General features: G+C 35.9%; 20 protein-coding genes. 6 read left to right on the top strand and 14 right to left on the bottom strand.

Annotated elements, in window-relative coordinates; translation table 11 throughout:
* The first annotated feature begins 286 nt into the window (after nucleotides 1-286).
* Nucleotides 287-2,500 (top strand): RelA/SpoT family protein, encoded by a 2,214-nt coding sequence (locus BC781_RS15735; protein ID WP_109619506.1) that lies wholly within the window; start codon nucleotides 287-289, stop codon nucleotides 2,498-2,500.
* 81 nt (nucleotides 2,501-2,581) lie between these two features.
* On the opposite strand, the gene BC781_RS15740 is transcribed toward BC781_RS15735, so the two are convergent.
* A complete protein-coding gene (locus tag BC781_RS15740; RefSeq protein WP_109619508.1) occupies nucleotides 2,582-3,883 on the bottom strand; it encodes a hemolysin family protein in 1,302 nt (433 codons plus the stop codon).
* A gap of 208 nt (nucleotides 3,884-4,091) precedes the next feature.
* On the opposite strand from BC781_RS15740, the gene BC781_RS15745 reads away from it, so the two are divergent.
* Nucleotides 4,092-5,255 carry an AIR synthase related protein gene (locus BC781_RS15745; RefSeq protein ID WP_109619511.1) on the top strand — a complete coding sequence of 388 codons (1,164 nt, stop codon included), beginning with the start codon at nucleotides 4,092-4,094 and terminating at the stop codon, nucleotides 5,253-5,255.
* 149 nt (nucleotides 5,256-5,404) lie between these two features.
* On the opposite strand, the gene porN is transcribed toward BC781_RS15745, so the two are convergent.
* The 7 genes from porN to BC781_RS15780 form a co-directional block, all read right to left on the bottom strand.
* Complete coding sequence (gene porN, locus BC781_RS15750; protein ID WP_109619513.1) at nucleotides 5,405-6,193, bottom strand: type IX secretion system ring subunit PorN/GldN; 789 nt, start codon at nucleotides 6,191-6,193, stop codon at nucleotides 5,405-5,407.
* Between the two features lie 13 nt (nucleotides 6,194-6,206).
* The gene (gene porM, locus BC781_RS15755; protein ID WP_109619515.1) at nucleotides 6,207-7,907 is read right to left on the bottom strand and encodes a type IX secretion system motor protein PorM/GldM; all 1,701 of its coding nucleotides are present in this window, start codon (nucleotides 7,905-7,907) and stop codon (nucleotides 6,207-6,209) included.
* 47 nt (nucleotides 7,908-7,954) lie between these two features.
* The gene (porL, locus tag BC781_RS15760) at nucleotides 7,955-8,731 is read right to left on the bottom strand and encodes a type IX secretion system motor protein PorL/GldL (RefSeq protein ID WP_109619517.1); all 777 of its coding nucleotides are present in this window, start codon (nucleotides 8,729-8,731) and stop codon (nucleotides 7,955-7,957) included.
* Nucleotides 8,732-8,838: 107 nt separating this feature from the next.
* On the bottom strand, nucleotides 8,839-9,885 hold the full coding sequence (gene porK, locus BC781_RS15765; RefSeq protein ID WP_109620190.1) for a T9SS ring complex lipoprotein PorK/GldK: 1,047 nt from the start codon (nucleotides 9,883-9,885) through the stop codon (nucleotides 8,839-8,841).
* A 311-nt stretch (nucleotides 9,886-10,196) separates the two neighbouring features.
* Complete coding sequence (locus BC781_RS15770) at nucleotides 10,197-11,150, bottom strand: PorP/SprF family type IX secretion system membrane protein (RefSeq protein WP_109619519.1); 954 nt, start codon at nucleotides 11,148-11,150, stop codon at nucleotides 10,197-10,199.
* Between the two features lie 258 nt (nucleotides 11,151-11,408).
* Entirely contained in the window at nucleotides 11,409-12,200 is a 792-nt protein-coding gene (locus BC781_RS15775) for a uroporphyrinogen-III synthase (protein WP_211323845.1), read from the bottom strand.
* A 29-nt stretch (nucleotides 12,201-12,229) separates the two neighbouring features.
* Nucleotides 12,230-13,360 carry a DUF4271 domain-containing protein gene (locus BC781_RS15780; RefSeq protein WP_158281500.1) on the bottom strand — a complete coding sequence of 377 codons (1,131 nt, stop codon included), beginning with the start codon at nucleotides 13,358-13,360 and terminating at the stop codon, nucleotides 12,230-12,232.
* A 130-nt stretch (nucleotides 13,361-13,490) separates the two neighbouring features.
* On the opposite strand from BC781_RS15780, the gene BC781_RS15785 reads away from it, so the two are divergent.
* Nucleotides 13,491-13,865 carry a DUF423 domain-containing protein gene (locus tag BC781_RS15785; RefSeq protein WP_109619523.1) on the top strand — a complete coding sequence of 125 codons (375 nt, stop codon included), beginning with the start codon at nucleotides 13,491-13,493 and terminating at the stop codon, nucleotides 13,863-13,865.
* Between the two features lie 47 nt (nucleotides 13,866-13,912).
* On the opposite strand, the gene BC781_RS15790 is transcribed toward BC781_RS15785, so the two are convergent.
* Nucleotides 13,913-14,395 carry a GAF domain-containing protein gene (locus BC781_RS15790; protein WP_109619525.1) on the bottom strand — a complete coding sequence of 161 codons (483 nt, stop codon included), beginning with the start codon at nucleotides 14,393-14,395 and terminating at the stop codon, nucleotides 13,913-13,915.
* 264 nt (nucleotides 14,396-14,659) lie between these two features.
* Here BC781_RS15790 and BC781_RS15795 point away from each other — a divergent pair, with 264 nt between their 5' ends.
* The gene (locus BC781_RS15795) at nucleotides 14,660-17,347 is read left to right on the top strand and encodes an alpha-amylase family glycosyl hydrolase (protein WP_109619527.1); all 2,688 of its coding nucleotides are present in this window, start codon (nucleotides 14,660-14,662) and stop codon (nucleotides 17,345-17,347) included.
* Between the two features lie 333 nt (nucleotides 17,348-17,680).
* Nucleotides 17,681-17,947, top strand: a complete 267-nt coding sequence (locus tag BC781_RS15800) for a TM2 domain-containing protein (protein WP_109619529.1) — start codon at nucleotides 17,681-17,683, stop codon at nucleotides 17,945-17,947.
* 814 nt (nucleotides 17,948-18,761) lie between these two features.
* Here the strand turns inward: BC781_RS15800 and BC781_RS15810 are convergent.
* The 5 genes from BC781_RS15810 to BC781_RS15830 form a co-directional block, all read right to left on the bottom strand.
* Complete coding sequence (locus tag BC781_RS15810) at nucleotides 18,762-19,196, bottom strand: hypothetical protein (RefSeq protein WP_109619533.1); 435 nt, start codon at nucleotides 19,194-19,196, stop codon at nucleotides 18,762-18,764.
* Nucleotides 19,197-19,306: 110 nt separating this feature from the next.
* Nucleotides 19,307-19,723 (bottom strand): BrxA/BrxB family bacilliredoxin, encoded by a 417-nt coding sequence (locus BC781_RS15815; RefSeq protein ID WP_109619535.1) that lies wholly within the window; start codon nucleotides 19,721-19,723, stop codon nucleotides 19,307-19,309.
* A 96-nt stretch (nucleotides 19,724-19,819) separates the two neighbouring features.
* Nucleotides 19,820-20,137, bottom strand: coding sequence for an iron-sulfur cluster assembly protein (locus BC781_RS15820; RefSeq protein WP_109619537.1), 318 nt, complete (start codon nucleotides 20,135-20,137; stop codon nucleotides 19,820-19,822).
* Between the two features lie 27 nt (nucleotides 20,138-20,164).
* On the bottom strand, nucleotides 20,165-20,590 hold the full coding sequence (locus tag BC781_RS15825; protein WP_109619539.1) for a SufE family protein: 426 nt from the start codon (nucleotides 20,588-20,590) through the stop codon (nucleotides 20,165-20,167).
* 123 nt (nucleotides 20,591-20,713) lie between these two features.
* Nucleotides 20,714-21,931 carry an aminotransferase class V-fold PLP-dependent enzyme gene (locus tag BC781_RS15830; protein ID WP_109619541.1) on the bottom strand — a complete coding sequence of 406 codons (1,218 nt, stop codon included), beginning with the start codon at nucleotides 21,929-21,931 and terminating at the stop codon, nucleotides 20,714-20,716.
* 211 nt (nucleotides 21,932-22,142) lie between these two features.
* Here BC781_RS15830 and BC781_RS15835 point away from each other — a divergent pair, with 211 nt between their 5' ends.
* On the top strand, nucleotides 22,143-23,069 hold the full coding sequence (locus BC781_RS15835; protein WP_109619543.1) for a cation diffusion facilitator family transporter: 927 nt from the start codon (nucleotides 22,143-22,145) through the stop codon (nucleotides 23,067-23,069).
* Nucleotides 23,070-23,072 lie beyond the last annotated feature (3 nt).

Here is a 23,072-nt window from a genome sequence, read left to right on the forward strand (position 1 = left end):
ATGCGGTGCAAAGGTAAGTTCTTTTTTTGAATCTGCAAGATTTTATCAGCTATTTTTCAAAAAAAGTCAGCTCTATTTACCTACTAATTTCTCTTAAGCTCTTTTACATACTCCATAACAATGTTAGGATGTAGAATAGTCCAATTAAAATTTGATTTTAACTTCTAACTTCCTTTCCTTGTAAAGTGCAACAAGAGCTATTGCAACCTTGTTGTATAAAAAAGAGTAATCAAGTTACCGATAATTGTGCAATTATCTCTACAAATAGAGTCGAAATAGATAGGCTGTGATGGAAATCAACATCGAAAAGGAAAATCAAACACTGGTGAGGATGTACAGGGCTTTGATACAAAAAGCAGAGCCTTATATAAAAGAAGGGGATGAGACTATCATTCGTAAGGCATTCAAGTTTGCAGTCAATGCTCACAAAGATGTTCGCAGACGATCGGGCGAACCTTATATTTATCACCCAGTAGCTGTAGCTACCATTGTAGTAGAAGAAATTGGTTTAGGTACTACGTCTATTGTAGCTGCCCTTCTTCATGATGTGGTTGAAGATACAGACTATACATTACAAGATATTGAAGAGCGTTTTGGTCCTAAAGTAGCTCGTATAATCGACGGCTTGACCAAAATCACAGAAACAACTTCTAAGAGTGAGTCTATTCAAGCGGAAAACTTCCGTAAGATGCTCCTAACAATATCAGAAGACATCAGAGTAGTGCTCGTAAAGCTTGCAGACCGTTTGCACAATATGCGTACACTCTCTAGTATGTCATTGGACAAACAATTAAAGATTAAGTCTGAGACAGAATATATTTATGCACCACTGGCACACCGCTTGGGGCTATACAATATTAAATCCGAACTTGAAGACCTTTCATTGCGCTATTCTAATAGAAAAGTTTACAATGAAATTTCTGAGAAGCTAGAGGAAACGGAAGAGCAACGTAAGCGATTTACCAAAAGCTTTGTAAAACCTCTTGAGAAAGACCTTAAAAAGCACAACTTTGAGTTTAGGATTAAAGCAAGAACAAAGTCTGTAACTTCCATCTATAAAAAGATGCGAAAACAAGGCATTCCTTTTGAAGAAGTTTTTGACTTGTTTGCCATCCGAATCATTTTCGATTCACCTCTTCCAGAAGAAAAATCTGTCTGTTGGCGTATTTATTCGATCGTAACAGATCACTATACCCCAAATGTCAAAAGACTTCGTGATTGGATTAGTGTCCCAAAGGCTAACGGATATGAGTCTTTACATACCACTGTAATGGGTCCTGACGGGCATTGGGTTGAGGTGCAGATCAGAAGTTCTCGAATGGACGAAATTGCAGAAAAAGGATATGCTGCTCACTGGAAATACAAAGAAGGCTCTGGAAAAGGGGGGATAAATAAAGAAAGAGGAATTGAGCAATGGCTTAACGAGGTTCGAGATATTCTTGAAGATGATAAATCAAATGCAATTGAATTCTTAGATGATTTCCGATCTAACTTATTCAATAAAGAAGTATTTGTATTTACCCCAAATGGAGATCTTCGTGTTTTTCCACACAGTGCCACAGTTCTTGACTTTGCCTTTGAAATCCACACCGAAGTTGGAGCAAAATGTCTTGGAGCAAAAATTAACGGCAAGTTAGTTCCACTGAACCATGAACTTAAAAACGGTGACCAAGTTGAAATCCTGACTGCCAATAAATCTAAAGCGAATGAAGATTGGCTCAAGTTTGTCAAGACTTCAAAAGCTCGAAAGAAAATAAAAGACTACCTCAGAGAAGATAAAAAGCAAGTTGCTTCTCTAGGGCGTGAAGTAGTTGAAAGGAAGTTCAAACAGATGAAAGAGCCTTTCAATGATAAAACAGTCAGTCAACTGAGAGAGTATTTTGGACTTCGTACTGAACTTGATCTGTATTTTAAAATAGGGAATGGAGACATAGACCATACTGAGATCAAGAAATTTAGGGAGATGAAAGAGGAGAATCAGAAATCTCCAAAGTATGTTCCTGAAGATGCAAAAGAGTTCAAGCAAAAAATTCGTCAAATTCGTAAAGAAGGAGACGAATTAGTGATAGGCGAAGACATGGATAGCGTACATTATAGTATTGCACCTTGTTGTAACCCTATTGCAGGCGATGATATTTTTGGATTTATCACGATCAATAGTGGTATCAAAATTCACCGTACAGATTGCCCTAACGCAGTATCTCTAATGGCAAATTATGGATACAGAATCATTAAAGCTCGTTGGGCATCCCAAAAGGATGAAGAATACGATGTATTGCTTTACATTGAAGGCACTGATCGTATAGGCTTGGTAAATGATGTAACCAAAATGATTTCTACTCAGCTAAGAGTAAATATCAAAGCCATATCAATTGATACACATAGTAGTATTTTTAAAGGACACATAACATTGTCAGTTAGGGATTCTAGAGAAGCTGAAAAAATGATTGCTAAACTGAAAGAAATTGACGGAATCATCCGTATCAATAGAGAAGTTTAGAATTTTAGTTAAACATAAAAAAGAGGCATCCTTTTACAGGATGCCTCTTCTCATTTCAATAAAATCAGAAATGAAAGATCTTTACTGACCTTGCTTTTCTTCATTACCTTTCAAAGTCAGATGGATTTCATCTATACGTACTTCTTCCATTGACTTTACAACAAACTTGAATCGATCTGTTTCGATGGCTTGACCAATACTAGGAATATCATGGTAAATCGATAAAATATACCCTCCTAGTGTTTCATAATCACCATCAGGTAAATTCCAATCATTATTTTCATTCAGGTAGTCAATTTCATGACGAGCACTTAACAGGAAGTTACTATCATCAATTTTCTGGAAAAGTAATTCTTCCTCATCATGTTCATCTTCAATCTCTCCGATGATTTCTTCCATCACATCTTCAACCGTCACAATTCCTGAAGTTCCTCCAAATTCATCAATTACCAACGCCATACTCTTTTTCTGAGTGTTGAATTTGATCATCAACTCATTGGCTAGCATTGCTTCTGGTACTGTAATGATTTCAGTAATGATATCAGTAATCTTTTCTGGCTTATTATACATATGAAATACATGACAATAACCTATGATATTATCAATGCTATCTTCATAAATAGGAATTTTAGAATGTCCACTTTCCATAAAGGCCTGCTTCAATTCCTCAATTGTTTCCTTCTTTTCACAAGCAATCACCTCTTTTCTAGGAATCATACACTCCCTTACTTGAATAGACTTGAATTCTAAGGCATTACTCAGAATTTTGGTATCTACATCCATTTGCTCATTTTGATCGTCTTTCTGAAGCATATGACGCTCAATGTAATCAGACAAATCCGAAAGCTTAAAAGGAGGGTGTTCTTCCGAATACTTCACCTTCAGTACTTTTGTGATAAATACATTCGATAACTTTTCTACAACCCAAACCAAAGGAAAACAAAGCGTGTAAATAATATTCATAGGGAAAGAACTCACCGCAAGAAACCCTTCTGGATTACTCAATGAAATACTTTTCGGAATAAATTCCGCTGTAGCCAATACTATGATTGTTGATATAATTGTTTGTATCAGAAGGGTTAAGACATCTACAGTACTTTCCAACAGATGAAACTTTTCAAGATAAGCTTCAATAGGTGGTTCTAGCATTGCGGCACTAAAAATACCATAGATAACAAGCGCTACTGTATTTCCGACCAAACAAGTAGAAATAAAGTGCGATCTATTTTCATAAAATTTAGATAAAATCGTTCCTGTTAAGGTCTCTTTCTTTTTTTGGAGAGCAACATAAAGGCGACTTGAAGAAACAAATGCAATTTCTACGGCTGAGAAAAAAGCCGAAAAAATTAACGAAATAACAACTGCAACCAGATTAATGTCCATAAGTGATCTATTTCTAAACGCTTCTCCTCGAAAAATATGTTCTTACTTATGAATTTGGGTCTGATTTAGACCCATTTTCTAGATATTTCATATTCTCTCACAGAATTATTCTAAACAATTATACAAATATTCAAAAAACAGAAGGACTTTTAAAGGTAGTCTTCTATTTTTGTGCCTTAAAGCTAACCTTCTAATTCTTTAAACAGTCATGCAAGAAAGATACGCACAGCGAGGTGTTTCAGCATCTAAGGAAGATATTCATAACGCTATCCAAAATTTGGACAAAGGAGTATTTCCTAAAGCATTTTGTAAAATTGTACCTGACTTCCTAGTAGGAGACGAAAAATATTGCAACATCATGCACGCTGACGGTGCTGGCACAAAATCTTCTCTAGCCTATTTGTATTGGAAAGAGACTGGTGACATGTCAGTGTGGAAAGGCATTGCGCAAGATGCCATCATCATGAACACAGATGACTTACTTTGTGTTGGGGCAACTGATAACATTCTACTTTCTTCTACAATCGGAAGAAATAAGAACCTAATTCCTGGTGAAGTTATTTCTGCGATTATCAATGGTACAGAAGAAGTTCTTCAAATGCTTCGTGATAATGGAATGAACATTATCAGTACTGGAGGTGAAACTGCTGATGTTGGAGACTTAGTAAGAACAATCATTGTAGACAGTACAGTTACTGCTCGAATGAAAAGAGAAGACGTAATTGACAATGCCAATATCTCTGAGGGAGATGTGATCATTGGTCTTTCTTCATTCGGTCAAGCAACTTACGAAACAGAGTACAACGGAGGAATGGGTAGTAATGGCCTTACTTCTGCTCGTCATGATGTATTTGCTCATTACCTTGCAGAAAAGTACCCTGAAAGTTTTGACCCAAGCGTTCCTAGAGATTTGGTATACAGTGGAAACAAAAAACTAGTAGATACAATTGCCGACGTCACTCTAGATGCTGGTAAACTAGTTCTTTCTCCTACGCGTACTTATGCTCCAGTAATCAGCAAAATTCTTAAAGAATATAGAAAGGTAATCAACGGAATGGTACACTGTAGTGGTGGTGCTCAAACTAAGATCCTTCACTTTGTTGATAACTTGCACATCATTAAGGATAACTTATTTGAGATTCCTCCTTTGTTCAAGCTTATCCAAGAAGAAAGTAAAACAGATTGGAAAGAAATGTATAAAGTTTTCAATATGGGGCATAGAATGGAAATTTATGTACCTCAACAATATGCTGAAGACATTATCTCAATTTCTAAGTCATTCAATATAGACGCTCAAATTATTGGTAGAGTTGAAGCTGCTGAGACTAAAAAGTTAACACTTACTAGTCCTCATGGAGAGTATATCTACTAGTATTTAATCGAGACCAAATAGAAAGCGATCCACTACTTAAAATAGAGGATCGCTTTTTTTTGTATACAAGAAAAAGGTAAAAAATAATGTAAAAAGGCTTTCTCAAATAAATTGAGAAAGCCTTCAAATTACCTTAGATAATCTAAGAATTAGTTAGACCAAAGATTAGCCTCATACTCAACTAATTCCATTTGGTAATCCAAGCCTTTATAAAGGGCTGTCTTAGGATCAGTATAGATATCTTGGATAAATTCATCTCTTGCAGTCGTGAACTTCAATACACGAGCATTGAATAGTCTTAGATCAAAAGATTCCTCTAAGTTTCTGTTTTCAGATAAGTTCGCTTCGTTATACCAGATTGCAAACTTGTTATCTTTGAATAAGTTGTCTACAAGCTCTTTATAACTGAAAGATGCAATTACTTTTTCGTAACCACCTTCACTGAATTCAGCAGGAACAGTTAGAGAGATTGCTTGAATATCATTTTTCCAAACACCTCTACGTTTATCGTAGATTACATCTTCTTTTACATCTACTAATAAGATTTTTTGAAGATCAATCTCTGAGTCGGCTCCTCCGCCCCAGTCTCCCCATTCGTCGTCGCCTCCACCACTGTCTTCTTCCTTAAGACGGTTTCTGAACTCTTGGTCAGACATACGAGTTTGAAGAGAATCGTTGATAAATGGTCTTACCATTCCATCTTTAGCTGCTTGAATGATCAAATCAGGTAAACGGTTACCTCTTGCATTATAAGGCTCGTTTATTTTTTCTCTTAGATCAATTCTAAGCCACATTGTTCTTTTGAACATAATATCTGCACTACGTATAGGTCTTACTGAGTAAGGATTCACTTCGTGTGCATCAATTTCTTGAGCAGAAGCATTAAACGCTCCAATCAAGAAAGTAAAAAGTATAAGACATTTTCTAAGCTCGCGCATAATAGAACTCGTTTTAATTCGCAATAGGCACCGGATAAACCGATGGTACGCTAACAGGTAGTTTTTGTCCTTTAGAGTTTACACGGTAAACTTTCTTAACTTCAACCACCAAGCGAGTATTTCCTTTCTTTGCATCCATCGACCATTTTTTAAGAGAAGCAGCAGCCATACCATTTTTAGTATTAAGCTTTAGCTTTTGTCTTCCTATTGGACGATTACCTTTTACAAAGATCACCTCAGCTTCAGCAACCTGATAACGTGCCTCTTTTGGTAATGTATTTTTAAACTCTTCGTCAGATTTAGCTTCTACGATCAACATTTTCATGTCATTCACCGCCAAACCTTTCATCAAATCAATAGCTTTTCCTCTTGAATCTTTCACTACAACTGTAGGCTTAGGTACTGCTTTAGTTGTGAAACTTTGCTTACCAATATAGTCGCTACCGTTATATACAGAAAGATCAACTTTTTTAGCCTTAGCACCTGGGTAGATAGTTACTAGACTACCTTGACCTTTGATTGCTTCAGCATTTGTAGTTTTGAAAGTAGGATTGTACGCTTGTCCTAGAGCAGGTACTTTTACATTCAATGTATTTGCACAACCTCTATACAATGTATTTACTGTTGTAGATTGAATTTCAATACTTGGTTTAACTACATAATACTCAGTATTAACATCAATCGTTTTAGGTCCAAATGGAGTAGAATATGTGATTGAACCAGACCATGATTTTTTAGCTTGACCGTTCTTATCATAGTCTTTATCTGAAGCTCTTGCTACAAACTCTACAGAACCTTTACCATCCTCAACTTTGATATTCGATTTACCAAACTTCATGTCTGGATCTTTCGAAGAAGAAGATGCAGCAATAAACATTTTTGCTTTATACTTAGTACCAGCAGCAACATATCTAGACTCAGGCATAACCATTGCCTCAACTCTATCAAAGTCAGTTTTAGCATCTGCCTTCTTAGCTAAATAAGCTAGAGCTTGACTCTCATACTTATAAACATCTGCTTTCAATTGCTCAATAAGAGCAAAACAAGCTACGTTAGGAGTATGATCAAATTGTAAATGAGCGAAATCCTTTTTACGGTTTTCGATATTTTTAGGATGGTCATTGTCATTGAATGCTTCAATATCACCACCATCTTTTGCAATTTTATCGTCAAACTGCTTAAGAACAGCTTCTACTTCCTCTGGCTTAATTTCAGGATCTGCCTCAAGGTTCTTTTTAATTACCCCTTTTACAAATGATGCATACTCATTTAATTTAGTTTGCATCGTGTAAGCTTCACCTTTACCATTTACTTCATTACCAATGGTATAAACCATTTGATCATCATACTTATCTAAATAAGTAATCTCTTGAGTTACAGGATCGTAACCTGCAATCTCTTTCAACTTCTCAACAACAACAGCATCGATATAGTCTTGAACTAATCCATCTGTTTTTTGCTGAATTGATTTAGCATCAGCATATACCTCTTTGATTTTCTTCTCAGTAGATTTAGCAGCTGCAGCTTCAATCATAGATACTGTCTCGGCGTTCTTGTAGATTGCTTGATCGTTACTTGCTTGTAAACTATCACGCATGAACATGAACTTTTCCAATACAGTAGAACTAACGTTAATTGCAAGCATGGCCATAAGTACAAGGTACATTAGGCCGATCATCTTCTGTCTTGGGGTTTCTTTAGCACCTCCTGCCATGTCTTAAAATTTAAGGTTGAACAATTATAAATTTCAGAAAAGGATGATTATCCTTTCATGGCTGACAGCATTTTGCCATAAACGCTATTCAATGACGTCAAGTTTGTAGTCAACTTCGTCATTTCTGACTTGAATTTCTCTGATTCCTTGCTTGCTTCTGACATACCTTCCATAGCAGTAGTTAAGTTGCCATAGAACTTGTTCATTTGCTTCAAGTGATTGTTCGTATCTTTTAACTCAATATCATAAAGTGCATTCAACGCACTAAGATTCTTATTGATATTTTGGATTTGTACGTGATACTCTTTTGCATCTTTTGCAGTGCTAGCCATTTCATTCATAGCACCCAAAGTTGTCGAGTATGCCTTGTTCAAATCACCCATAGACTTAGTTGCAGTCTGAAGAGTTTTAGTATATTCTGATGATGCTGTTGCAGCAGCACTAACGTCTTGAATTTGTTTAACACTAGTGTTCAACTTTTTGATGTTGTCACCTAGAGTTTCAAATGCAGCATCAGGAAGAGCTGGCATATTTGATTGCGTTGGAGCTACAGCTTTTACTGCTTCACCTTCTCCTGCCAACAACTGAGGATATACATTTTCCCAATTGTAATGCTTTTCTGGAGCAGGGATTGGAGCAACAGCTCCTAAGAAGAATAGAATTGCTTCAACACTAAGACCGATTGGAAGAATAACTCCCGCACCAGGATAGTGCATGATCTTAAACATCGCACCAATGATTACAACACCTGCACCAACGTTTGTCAAGATAGGCGCAACGACTCTAAAGAATTTTTCTCTTCCAGTTTCTTGATGTCTACCCATTTTGTAAGAATTTAAATCTTAATAATTTGTTTTAGAATTAGAATTAGGTTTATATAATTCAGCTCCCCACTGAATAATAATTCCCTTTAGTATGAAATAATAGTATATTACTGGAATTCGTATCCTGATGATCGGCCTAAGCTAATCATTACACAACGGAATCCAATGTATGAACGAGCTTGAGTTTCATACTCATACGAACGAGTTCCTGTTTGAACAAAGAAAGGGATATCTTTCCAAGAGCCACCTCTTACTACTTTTCTAGATTCGTTTGGATCTCTGAAAGTAGGGTTCAAATCCCAAACAACAGGGTAACTTGAAGGTGAATATGCGTCATCACACCACTCTGCTACATTTCCTGACATATCATAAAGTCCATATCCATTAGGGAAATATGATGCAACAGGTGCAGTATAAGCAAAACCATCATCATAATAATTACCACGTCCTGGTTTAAAGTTAGCTAAAGCACATCCTTTACCATTTCTGATATAAGGACCACCCCATGGGTACTTAGCCATATCTAGACCACCTCTGGCAGCATATTCCCACTCAGCTTCAGAAGGAAGTCTGAATGCAGGCATTTCATACATACCATTTTCAATGCGGTAATTATTATAATATTCTGTTCTCCAGTTTGTAAACTCTACTGCAGCTTTACGGCTTACACCAACTACTGGATAATCATCAAATGCAGGATGGCTGTAGTAATACTCTTGCATTGGTTCACCCATATGATAAGCGAAGTCCTTCTGCCAAACTGTAGTATCTGGCTTAAGTTCATTCTCAATTCTATCGGCATCCCAATCAGCACTAGTATCTGCTGCCTCAAGCATTTTCACGATAAACTGACGGTACTCATTATTTGTAACTTCAGTTTCATCCATGAAGAAGCCACTAATAGTGATCTGCTTATTCATATTGATTTTAGAAGATGTAATATCTTCATCTGCTTGTCCCATATGAAAAGTACCAGGAGGTACTACTGTCATTCCATAAGGAATAGTTTGTGAATCCCACTCTGGCCTATCCAATACACCAGTCAGTTCTCCACCATCGCCTTGTTCAGAACCAAAGGCTCCACAGCCCTGAAGCAAGATGGAGCTAGCCATTACAGCGATAATAAATCTCGTAAAGACAAATGAGCTATTCATAATTTTAGATTTTCGCACGGAATCTACGATTTTCAATTCGTATATGACTACTTGAAAATTTTTACAAAAACATAAAAGGGCTTTTAAACCCATACAGAAAAAAGTGTAAACAAAAATGAATCCAAATCTCAAACAAGTAGAAAATTTTCCTAAGTTTTATTCTAAGGTCTCGTATTCATGCTTACTACCCTGTTATAAATTGTAGTTCACGAATTACAAAATTCGATCCTAAATGAAGTAAAGACGTTAAGTTTTTATAAAAATATTCGTAAACACACTTTATAACTTGTGCAAAGTACGAAAAAAGGCTGTTAATGTCTAAATCTTGGTGTGCGGATTATTGATGGTTCTTGCTCATACGGTGCAAATAATCTAAATGATAACATGATCTCATGGGAAGACCTTTGTTTAGCATTCACTTGTTTCAATGTATAATCATAAGCATACCCTACTCTTAATCGGTTATGGTCCATGAAATACATCCCAGCAATTAAAGCCATTGCTTCATCTTCCCTCAAGGATAATCCTCCATATATCTTTTCATTATAAGTAGCTATCGTACTCAATTCAAAAGAATAGGCATTGAGGTCACTCTTTACCAATACTGAAGGTTGAAGCTCAATATTTTTCCCCAAATTAAAATTCAAACCTGCTATTACATTATAATGTAAGCTCAAAGAAGATAACCCTATACCTTCAGATTCAAGATCAGTCTGCTGTAAATGTGTTGCCCCAACTCCCGCAAACCACAAAGGGGTTTGATAATACAACCCTGCTCCTAAATCATAAGTAACCACCCCATCTACTCCAGTATTTTGTGCTAAAGGATCATTGGGATCTACAAATCGCAATACATCATAGTCAATCTGATAATTAACAGCTGATAAACGCATACCAAAAGATAGCTTGCCATTCTTTATAGGAATATAATAAGCTGCTGAAAGACCTATTTCTTGATTTGTTTGTCCTCCTAATTTATCATTAAGAAGATTTAGTCCTATACCGAAATTATTTCTTGAAAAAGGGAGTGATAAAGTAAAGACTTGTGTTTCTGGGGCTCCTCCTTCATCAAAACTTCCTTGGTAATTTGCCCACTGGGTTCGGTGAATCAAGCTTGCTTCCATCCATTTAGATACATTCCCTGCTAATGCAGGATTCAGATAAAACTGATTAAACATATACTGACTAAACTGTGGTTGTTGTTGAGCGGAAACACTCCCGACAGAAGTTAATAGCAAGAGCAAACAGAAAAGATTTCTTTTCATGATGTTATGTTAAGGAGTTAATTGGGTCTGGGTTATGGGTTAAAGGCTAAATTTTGTACTATTTTCAGCAAAAGCTTTCATCAAAATAGTTGCAACACCTTATCTTAATTCCATGATGGAAAACATAAATAAGTTATAAAAAAACTATTAGAGCTAGTCATAAAAAGTAAAGTGATAATTGCACAATTCGAATAAAATAAAAAAAGGCTATTGAGATAAGTATCTCAATAGCCTTTTCAGTGTTTTTTTGACCTGGAATTAATCCAATCCATTCACCTCTTTTACATATAATTCAATAGCACCAGTCATTGAAGGCGCATTTGGCATAGGAGCTTCAATATCTAACTCTAAGCCATGCTCTCTTACTGCACTTGCGGTTGTTGGGCCGAAAGCTGCTATTCTTGTTTCATTTTGAGCAAAATCAGGGAAGTTCTGGAATAAAGATTTAATACCAGAAGGACTGAAGAACGCAATAATATCGTAATAGATATCGCGAAGATCTGACAAATCACTCGCTACTGTTCTATAAATTACTGCTTCGCTGAAAGTACAGTTTTGTTCCTCCATAAATGTAGGGATATCATCTTTGCGGATATCAGAACATGGGAACAAGAACTTCTCTTTCTTGTGCTTTTTGATTACTTCCAAAAGATCCTTAGCGGTTTTTGTACCTGTAAAAATCTTTCTCTTACGAATTACAATGTACTTTTGAAGATAATTTGCGGTCTGCTCTGAGATACAGAAATACTTCATATCAGCAGGCATTTCGATCTTGAGCTCCTTGCAAATTCTGAAAAAATGGTCAATTGAATTTCGACTTGTAAAAATCACAGCTGTGTGTGCTAAAATATCGATCTTTTGTTGACGGAACTCTTTTACTGAGACTCCTTGTACCTCAATAAAAGGTCTAAAATCCACTTTCAGATCGTACTTCTGAGCCAATTTATGATATGGTGAGTCTTGATTGGCTGGTTCTGGTTGTGAAACTAAGATACTTTTGACCATTTTGGGTTTTTCTCTTCCACTGTCTTTCGCTGTTACGTTTGCCATGCTTTAATTATTAATATTAGAAAAACCGATCAGAATTGAATAAATATTTTTACAATCAATAGTGTAGGTAAAAATTCTGCACCACAAAAGTACGAAAATAAATAGTTCTTTTGAAGTGGTAGCTGTCTATAAACTGAAAAAGTTATAAAAAATGCTTTTAATAAGAGACTGATTACCACCAATAGCTCTAAAAATTCACGAGAACCTGGGAAAGGATTAAACAGTATAAACGCGAAACACATCAATACAATACTCATAAATACCTTAGTGAGTTCAACGTACTCTAAAAGATGTATTACTTGTAACTGTTTATTTCCTGTTATTTTTGATAAAGTCCACATTAAAGCCAAACGGGCTAACTCGATAGCAGTCGTAAACAAGAAGAAACCAATTGTCTTGATCCATAGATTTGGCTCCCAAAACAACTGATCCACCCATAAAACGCCCGAGTTATTTCCTTCATCACTTATTGTCACAAGTACCAATGTACTCATAATAATATACCCTAAGAAGAACAAAGAAATAGCTACTCCACTGTAACTATGTTGTTTCATCCTACGGAACGTGATCAGATCAAAAAAATGAGAAAATGACTGTGTATCAAACCTTAAACCTACTCGCCTAAATAGGAAAGTTAAAACAATAAACAAACTAATACATATCAACAAAATCTCCTGTCGTTGAGTATCGTCTGGTCTTGTTTTTAACAAAACATTTTCTTGAGTTTCGACCCTAAAGGCATCGTCTGTCAATCTTGTTGATAATACCTGTGCTAAAGGTGGTTTTGCCTGAAATAGTGCACTATTCACTACTAAAAGGACATCATCGTTTTTTTCTATTCTTAAATCACCAATTCGTCTTCTCCAAGTTTCAGTTGAATCTATAGTGGTAAATAATAAAACATCACCGATAAATACATCTGTTTTCTTTGGTACTTTAATTTCGATATAGTCTTCGGAATGAAATGATGAAGAAATATTGAGAAAAAACTGTTTTTGCCCTTGGTGACGTTTTGGCGTAAAAGGAATCAAGCCTTCCCATTTATGAGAATAAACTTTCCAATCATCTTCTAATGAATAGACTGCATGCAGCTTGCTTTGCTGTGCTACTAATAATTGAGTCTGTAAAAGAATGATTAAAGTAAGAAGCTGTTTCCACATACCAAACGCCATTTCAATTTTCTGTCGGTCTAAAATACAAACTTACTGTATAGTCACCTACTTTTAAAATAAAGTGATAAAGAGATTTTTATTACTTTCGGGTTATAAACTTTTAAAACTAAAATCAACTATGAATAAACAACAAACTTTATTCTTAGCAAGTATACTTGGTGCTTTAGCCGTTAGTATCGGTGCTTTTGGTGCTCATGGGCTGGAAAGTACCTTAGTAGCCAACGGACGTGTAGAGACTTTTGAAGTTGGAACAAAGTACTTCTTTTATCATACCATTGCCCTATTTATTACAGGCTTATTGATGAAAGAAAAAGAAAATGCTTGGTTCAAAAGAGCTTCTATACTATTTACAGTTGGTATTATAATTTTCTCAGGAAGTCTTTTTACACTTTCTATAACTAATATCAGATGGCTAGGAGCTATCACTCCTATTGGTGGTGTTGGTTTTATTTTGGGTTGGTTATTTTTAGCCTTAGGCGTAAATAAAAAGTAAATTAAAAATGCTTTAGGTTTCTTCTTTTACCTAAAGCATTTTTCTTATTAGAACTTCTCTCCTACAAGCCTTCCTATTTCAGTAAGGAATTTCTCATCTACTTCATTAAAATCTGACAGTTCTTTGCTGTCTACATCTAGAACAGCAACAACCTCTTCACCCTTAAAGATAGGTACTACAACTTCAGATTTTGAAAGCGAACTACAAGCTATATGTCCAGGAAAACTCTCAACATCGTCTACAACCAAGGTTTTTCGTTGTGTATAAGCAGCTCCACAAACTCCTTTTGTAAAAGGAATTCTTGTACAAGCTACAGGCCCTTGAAATGGCCCTAGTACCAACTGATTTTCTTTAGTTAGATAAAAACCTACCCAAAAGAAATCAAAAGCTTCTTTCAAAACTGCTGCTACATTAGCCAAGTTTGCAGTCAAATCTGTTTCATAAGTGATTAATCCTTTGATTTGAGGAAGAATCGCTTCATATATCTCTGTTTTATCTTGAGTCTTTGGTAAAATTAAATCTTCTGCCATATCACTTTCTTTTTTCGTCCTTGTATTACAAAAATAACGGCTAATTGTTTTAATTCCTTCACTTTCTTTAGCTTTCAGAAAATAGGATTATTATCATCAAAAAATGGATTGCTTTTAAAGTCATTGTTTTGTTGATTTGTATGACTTTCAAAACACAGCACATCTTAACCTCCTCAACACACTAATTTTGCTCAAGACGAGCAGACGAAAATGAAATCATAATCTGTGTATATGATACATAGAACTACACTATAATAATTAAATATGAAAATGAGAACGTTGAGCATGTCGCTAGCAATTTTACTTTGCACTTTTGCGACTAATGTCTTCGCACAATCTTTTACAGGCCCTCAAAAAACACAGGGCTACGCCGATTTTGGAGACAAAATCACATTCATCTTCGATGAAGCACTTTATGGTATCAAACCTCAAGAAAAAGTAACTGTAACAGGTGAATTTAGAGGATGGGATGCCGATATGGATAATCAAGAATGGCAATTGAAAAAGACAGGTGAAGCTTGGATGCTTACCATCGACAATGCCGATTTTGGGAAAATCAAACCTAATACCGAATTCAAGTTTAGAGTCGATGATGGTGCTTGGATTGATCCTGCAGATGGTATTGACAATGTAAGAAATGGAAACTTGGTTTTCATGATCGAACGCATCACAAAAAGTCTTCGTGCCGAACTTCGCTCTGACCGTCTAATTTGGGCAGAAATTCAAGGAGACAGGGTTCTGGTTCCTTCTGAATATAAAATCTTCGATAGCAAAGGCAAAGAAATCAAAGTTGCTGGTGTTTTACCAAACGAATCTCGTTCTACACTCATCGTTCCTGCTGAAGAACTTGACAAAAGACGAGTTTATTACCTAGAAATTCCAGCTTTAGGTCTTAGAGCCGAATGTTCTTACGATGGTTGGTTCCGCGAACTTTATTCTACAAAAGAGCTAGGAGCCAATATCGATAATGACACAACAGCAATCCGTATTTTTTCTCCTCGTGCCGACTTGGTGAAATTATACCTTTACAAAGGCAGATACGATGAAAATGCTTATGAGACCATTGAGATGGCTCAAGATAAAGACGGTGTTTGGGAAACAATCATTCCTGAAAACCTTCATGGTATCTACTACGACTTCACTGTACATGGAGCTGTAGAAAAGGGAAACAATTTCTACGAATCTATTCCTGTTCATATTTCTGACCCTTACACTCGTGTGAGTGACAATACTTTTGGAAAAGGACGTATTTGGGAAAGAACAACTCCTGCTTCGCCATTGAAAAATGGAATTCCAGCCATGGAAGATGTGATTTCTTACGAAGTCCATGTTCAAGATTTCACAGATCAACTTCCTGTTTCTGATGATATCAAAGGTCGTTTCCCTGCCATGATAAAATCTGGATTAAAAAATGATAGAGGAGAGAAAATTGGTTTCGATTATTTGGTAGACTTAGGTATCAATACCGTTCACCTTATGCCTGTCCAAGAATATCTTCATTTCCCTGATGAAGATTGGAAAGCATCATTCAAAGATGATCCTTATATGATTGAACAAGGGATCAGTGAAGAAAACTACCAATGGGGTTACCGTACATCTCATGCTTTTGCCGTAGAATCTAAATACAGAACGAAAGGAAAAGAGCCAGGAGAAGAAAGAGATGAGTTCCGTGATTTGGTTCAAGCCTTTCACGACAAAGACATTGCCGTAATTATTGACATTGTGCCAAACCACACACATGAAGATATGGCTAGTAAAACATTCTACCATCACTTCAATGTATTGGACAAACAATATTACTATCGTACCAAAGACTATGAGCATATTGGTGCTTATGGTAATGAGGTAAAAACAGAAGATCGCCCGATGACTCAACGTTGGTTGATTGAACAATGCCAATACTACATCAATGAATTTGGTATTGATGGTTTCCGTATTGACTTGGCAGGACAGATTGATGAGCAAACTTTAAAAGCCTTAAAAGATGCTCTAGGCCACGATAAAATCATTTATGGAGAAGCTTGGATTGCCTCAAACGATCCGAATTATGAAAACAATCCAGATTGGGATTGGTACAAAGAAGATGCTCCGATCACTTTCTTCCAAGATGATTCTCGTGGAGCTTACAAAGGTCCTGTTTTTGAATTGAAGGATAAAGCAAAACACCGTGGATGGGCTGGTGGAAAATTTGATGAGCGTGACAATGTGATGCTCGGATTGGCTGCCAAATTCAAAGATGACAAAACACCAAACAGTGGTATTACATACTTGGACATCCATGATAACTTTGCTTTGGCAGATCAGTTTGGTTCAAAAGATTTTGATGGTCGCTACGGTGTAGATCAAGACGAATATAAAATTGCAACTACTTTGATGTACACAACACTTGGTCCAATTGTAACTCATGGTGGTTCTGAAATCATGCGTTCGAAAGCTCATGCACCACTTATGGAAGTAGAGAAAGAAACTAAAGAAGGTTACAAAGTTTATATGCACGGTTTTCGTGACAGCTACAACCACCGTATAGCCAACCAATTTGTATGGTCTCAAGTAGGGCAAAAGCCTCAAGAAGGAAATACAAATGATTATGCCAATATGCATGCATACTGGAAAGGGATGAATGAATTCCGTTTATCTGAATATGGTGAAGTATTCCGTGTAGCTGATGCTGTTTCTGATGACTACTACCAATTCTTCACACCTGAATCAACAACGATGTTGGGATATTTAGTAGATGAAAAAGTATTTGTTCTTCTGAATGCAGGTCAAGAAGCTGGAACTTTCGAAAACATCACTCTTCCTGAAGGAAAATGGAAATTGATCGCAAATACAAAAGAAATCGATCACAAAAAAGGAATAAGAGATAGCAAAGACAAAATGAAACTGAAAACAGGCCAAGCCATCAACATTGATGTGGAGCCAACTTCAGTATACATTTGGGTTAAACAATAATCTTATTTTATAAATAAAATTAAACGTAAGGGTAGGCAATTTGTCTGCCCTTATTTTTTGTCTCAACTAATTTTCAATTGAAATATTAAAAGTCACACACCCAAACTACTCACACTCAATAACAATGTATAAAAACACAATTCGTCAAGTACTTTTTTATCAATACAACTGTATAAAAACATTGTATTAAAGTATCCCTAACATATTCTAACGCTACATTTCTTGTCTATTTTTCAACTTATATTTGACCTTAACCTTATTTTAATGAAAGCCATTTTCTCATTCGATATAAGAAAGAAAGTACTTTCAAGCTAAATAACTACAATCAAAAAGATGGATACAAACAAGCTTTTAGCTTACGAGAGTCGTAAAGCTAACCCTACTACAATCTGGTTACTATTTTTATTCTTAGGCTGGTCGTATGGCTCTCTAGACAAAATGGGAAAACAAATCTTTTACTACCTTACTTTAGGTGGACTAGGTTTTTGGGCTCTTATCCGATTGTTCACACTTCATGGTTCTATCAAAGAGTATAATAGAGGAGTTGCTGAGCAAGTCGGGTTGAATGAAGAAGAAATGTTTACCCTCAACCTTATTTAGTACTCTGATAATTCACTATCAAATCACTATAGGCTATTCTATTAAATTAGAGTAGCCTTTTTCTTTTTATCTCGTATACAACAATATATTTTTACTCTAAATAATTTTTCAACTAATGAAAAGTAATACCTACAAACCTCGCTTTAAGCCGTTTTACTTCACATTTTGCCTATTTATTTTGTTATTCTCTGTAACCGTGAGTGTTCGAGTTGTTCGTGTATTTTTCTCTGAACTTAAAGAGTTAGATACTACAATAATTTTAGGTAGCAGTCTTATTCTTTTTGTTCTTCTAGCACTTTCCCTAATTTCTTTTCACTTCATAATAAATTCCATAAAAACTATAAAGTTCAGTGATCAAGGTATTTATTATAGAGACTTTCTAAAGAACAAATCAGAGAAAATAAAATGGAAATATATTAAAGGTTATAGTACAGGGGAAGTAAGTGGGAATATCTCATACGAGTTTCTTATAATACAGATGCATAATTCTAGTTTAGAAATAGAATTGAATAGTCTCAATTATTGGAAATTCTCTGAAATTGAACCTTATCTCAAGTCTAAAACTAAATTCTTAGGTACCGTTTCTTGTAAACAAAATATTTTAGGACAAAATATCTACACATACCATACTAAAAATCAATTCAAAAATACGAAGTCAAAGCACAAGATTTTGAGAGCAAAATGAAAAAAGAATAGGCTATTTCGGAAAAAATGAATCGTTTGATTACGATTCCCACAAACACTCTAGAAACTCATTTTCAACCAAATACAACCCCATTAAATTATCCCCTTTGTTTATCCGTTCATCTTCTACCTACTTTTTAGATTTTGATCGTTCCCAAAATTCTCTCAATATAAAGTAGTAAATCAATAAGGTTATTGCTCCTAAAACCGAAGCATAGATATCATAAACATCCGTCACCTTTGAGGCTAAAAACTGAGGGTATTTTTCTTCATAAATCAAAAATGCGGATATCATTATTGCACTGAAAATCATCAATACATGCCCCTTTAACTTTTCTAACCTAAAGGCAAAAACAACGACAAGTGCACCTCCAATAATAGCTCCTAAAAAATTGGGTAAAGCGCCCAAGACTACAGTAAAAAATGATTCTTCTCCGAATTGAGGTCTGAGCCATTCTTTATTCAAAACAAACAATAAACCTAAAAAAATAATTACCAACACATGAAAACCAGCCAAATATGTTTTTTCAAACTTTGACTCCTTGAAAATTGAATTCTTTTCCATTATTTAGACCAAAAAACTAATCAATAGCTAAACATTGATTTCAACTTAAAAAGAAAAAGCTACCTCATTTTCATGAAGTAGCCTATATTTTATCTCGAAAACTATTTTTCTTAGCAGTACTCTGCAAAAACAGCTTTTAAGTGCTCACCGATCATCTCAGCAGAACGACCTTCGATATGGTGTCTTTCTACGAAATGTACCAACTCACCGTCTTTGAACAATGCAATTGATGGAGACGATGGAGGGTAAGGTAACATATATTCTCTTGCTTTTTGTACAGCCTCACGGTCAACACCTGCAAATACAGTTGCCAATGTTTCAGGTTTCTTTTCAGAGTTAGCTACTGCATGACGTACACCCGGACGAGCTGTACCTGCCGCACAACCACATACTGAGTTGACAACCATCAATACTGTTCCCTCTTGTTTCCCTAGGATTTCATCTACTTGAGCTTCTGTAGTTACGTCTAAAAATCCGTCTGCTACTAGCTCCTCCTTCATAGGAGTTGTTAAATGTTCTGGATACATTCTATCTATTATTTATAAAGTAAATACTAATTAAAATTCGCAGTAACATACTGCATCTTTTTAAACTCATAATTCAAGCTTTTGTTAGCTCAAATCTTATAAAAATCCGAGTTCAAGTTTTGCTGCCTCAGACATCATATCTTGATGGTAAGGAGGCTCGAAAGTAAGATCAAGTGTTACCTCTCCTACTCCTGGGATCGCCTCAATTGCAGCTTTTGTTTCACTTGGAAGTGCTTCAGCTGAAGGACAGTTAGGAGACGTCAATGTCATTTGTACAAAAACATTGTCATTTGGTGGATAAACAGTAATCTCATAGATGAGTCCTAGCTCGTAGATATCCACTGGAATCTCTGGATCAAATACGGTTTTAATCGCAGTGATCACACGATCGCGCATGCTGATTTCTTCGCTCATTTTATATAAAGTAGCTTAAGTTCTTGATTAATTTTTTACTGTGCTATAAGCAATGGCAAACAATTTCATTTGTTTGATCATAGCCGCAAATCCGTTTGAACGTTGCGAACCAATCACACTGCTCATACCTATTTTCTCAATGAAATATAAATCTGCATTCAAGATTTCTTGAGGTGTTCTTTCAGACAATACACGAATCAGTAGGCTGATTAGTCCTTTTGTTATATCCGTATTACTATCTGCTTTATAGATCACTTTCCCATCTACAAGCTCAGTAGTCAACCATACTTTAGATTGGCATCCTTTAATCAGATTTTCATCTTTGTAATGCTCTTCTTCCAAAGCTGGTAACTGTTGCCCAAGCTCCATGATATAGAAAATAATACTCTCTCTATCTTCTCCTAAAAATGAGAAGTCCTCAATAATCGCGTCTTGAATCTGATTTATTTCCATTTGTTATTTTCTCTTCGAATGCTCTCTTTATCTGTTGAAAAAGTGAAATTGTAATTCACTTTCCGTATTCAAAAGTAGAACTTTTTTGTAAAAGTTCTGTTGGCTAAGCTTCATTTAAATTGGTTAACCAAACATTTTCACAATGCGCTCCAATCCTTCTACCAAACGGTCAATTTCTGCTTCGGTATTGTAGAAAGACATAGAGATACGAGCTGTACCTTCTATCCCAAATCTTTTCATCAATGGCTGAGCACAATGGTGTCCCGTACGGATAGCAATACCTCTTGCATCTAGCATCATTCCCAAATCATAAGGGTGAATGGTCTCTGATGTTAGAGAAATCACACTTACTTTTTCTGGAGCTGTACCCAAGATGTTTAGACCATCAATCTTTTCGATTTTGTCTGTAGCGTAGTTCAACAACTCTGTTTCGTAAGCCGCAATTTTGTCTTTACCAATTGCATCTACATATTCCAATGCCAAACGCATCGCGATGGTATCTGCAATGTTTGGTGTTCCTGGCTCAAAACGGAATGGTACATCATTGTAAGTTGTTTTCTCGAAAGTCACTTCCTTGATCATTTCGCCACCCCCCATAAATGGAGGCAATTGTTCAAGCAATTCTTTCTTTCCGAACAATGCGCCAAAACCAGTCGGCCCATAAAGTTTATGCCCAGAAAGTGCATAGAAATCACAATCCAATTCTTGTACATCTACAGGAAGATGAGAACTTGACTGTGCTCCGTCTATCATGACTTTCGCACCAACGGCATGTGCTTTCTTGATAATTTCTCGAACAGGATTGATTGTCCCTAAAGCATTAGATGCATAAACAACCGATACAAGTTTTGTTTTTTCTGAAAGTAATTCATCATAAACGCTCATATCTAATGCTCCATTGTCAAGAACAGGAATAACTTTTAGTGTTGCTCCTTTCTCTTCACAAAGCATTTGCCAAGGCACAATATTCGCGTGATGCTCTATAGCTGAAATGATGATTTCATCACCTTCTTTTACGAACTTCTTTCCAAAAGTCTGAGCGACTAAGTTGATACTTTCAGTTGTTCCTTTTGTGAAAACAATCTCTGCATCTTCTTTTGCATTCAGAAACTTCTGAAGGGCTGTACGAGTATCTTCAAAATGACGAGTTGCTTTATCAGCCATAAAGTGTGCTCCACGGTGAACATTGGAATTGTAACCACGGTAATAACCGTCTAGAGCTTCTATTACTGAAATTGGTTTTTGAGTCGTAGCAGCATTATCAAAATATGCTAAAGGATGACCGTTGACTTCTTGATGAAGGATGGGGAAATCCTTACGAATTTTATCTATATCTAACATTTGATCTCTAGCCTATATTTAGAATCTTTCTATATATAATGACAAAAATAGAAAAAGGTTTTCGGATTATCCTTTCTCATGCTTAAAACCTGTCCTTGAGTCTTTTGTTTTTTTGACTTTTATAAATATTCACTTGTCTTTTTTGGTTATAAAAGTAAATCTGAGTAGAATCAAGCACTCATCTAAACTTTAATACTTGACAAATACGATTATGTCACATACACATCACCACCACGGACATCATCATCACATCCCGAGCGGAAAAAAGCTACTCGGAGTTATTGTATTAAACATACTGATTACAGTCTCTCAGCTTATTGGAGCTATATTCAGTGGAAGTTTGGCTTTGTTATCAGATGCGATGCACAACTTCAGTGACGTAGCAGCCTTAGTCATTAGCTACATCGCAAACCGACTTTCGAGGAAAAACTATACGGCATCAAAATCATATGGATATAAAAGAGCTGAAATTGTTGCTGCTCTTATCAACACGACTGCTCTGATAGGAATCGGAATCTATATCTTAGTAGAAGCTATTGGAAGATTAATTAGCACTCACACAGAAGAAGTACATGGAATGACAGTAGTATGGCTTGCTACATTTAGTATTGCAGCCAATGGACTAAGTGTTATTCTGCTTTCTCAAGATGCTAAACACAATATGAATATGCGTTCGGCATATTTACATTTACTGACCGATACACTTTCTTCTGTGGCTGTACTGGCTGGTGGTCTGATGACCTATTATTATCAGATTTACTGGGTTGATAGTGTTCTTTCAATCATGATTGCAGTTCTCCTTATTTATTCAAGCTGGGGACTGATGACTGAAACTATCCATGTAATCATGCAATTTGCTCCTTCTAATATTGATTTGGTAGAGCTAGAAAAGAGGATTGAAAAAATACCTGGTATAAAAGACATGCATCATGCTCATATCTGGCAATTGAACGACCAAGAAATTCATTTCCAAGCACACATTGATTTGGTTGAGGATTTGAAAACTTCAGAGAACTGTAAACTAATGAATGAGGTCGAGATGATTTTACACAATGAATTCGGCATAGATCATATCATCTTACAGGCAGAATATGGCACTACAGATGATAAAAAGCTGATTGTGCAAGATCATATTTAGTTT

The sequence above is a fragment of the Sediminitomix flava genome (genome assembly GCF_003149185.1).
GTDB lineage: Bacteria > Bacteroidota > Bacteroidia > Cytophagales > Flammeovirgaceae > Sediminitomix > Sediminitomix flava.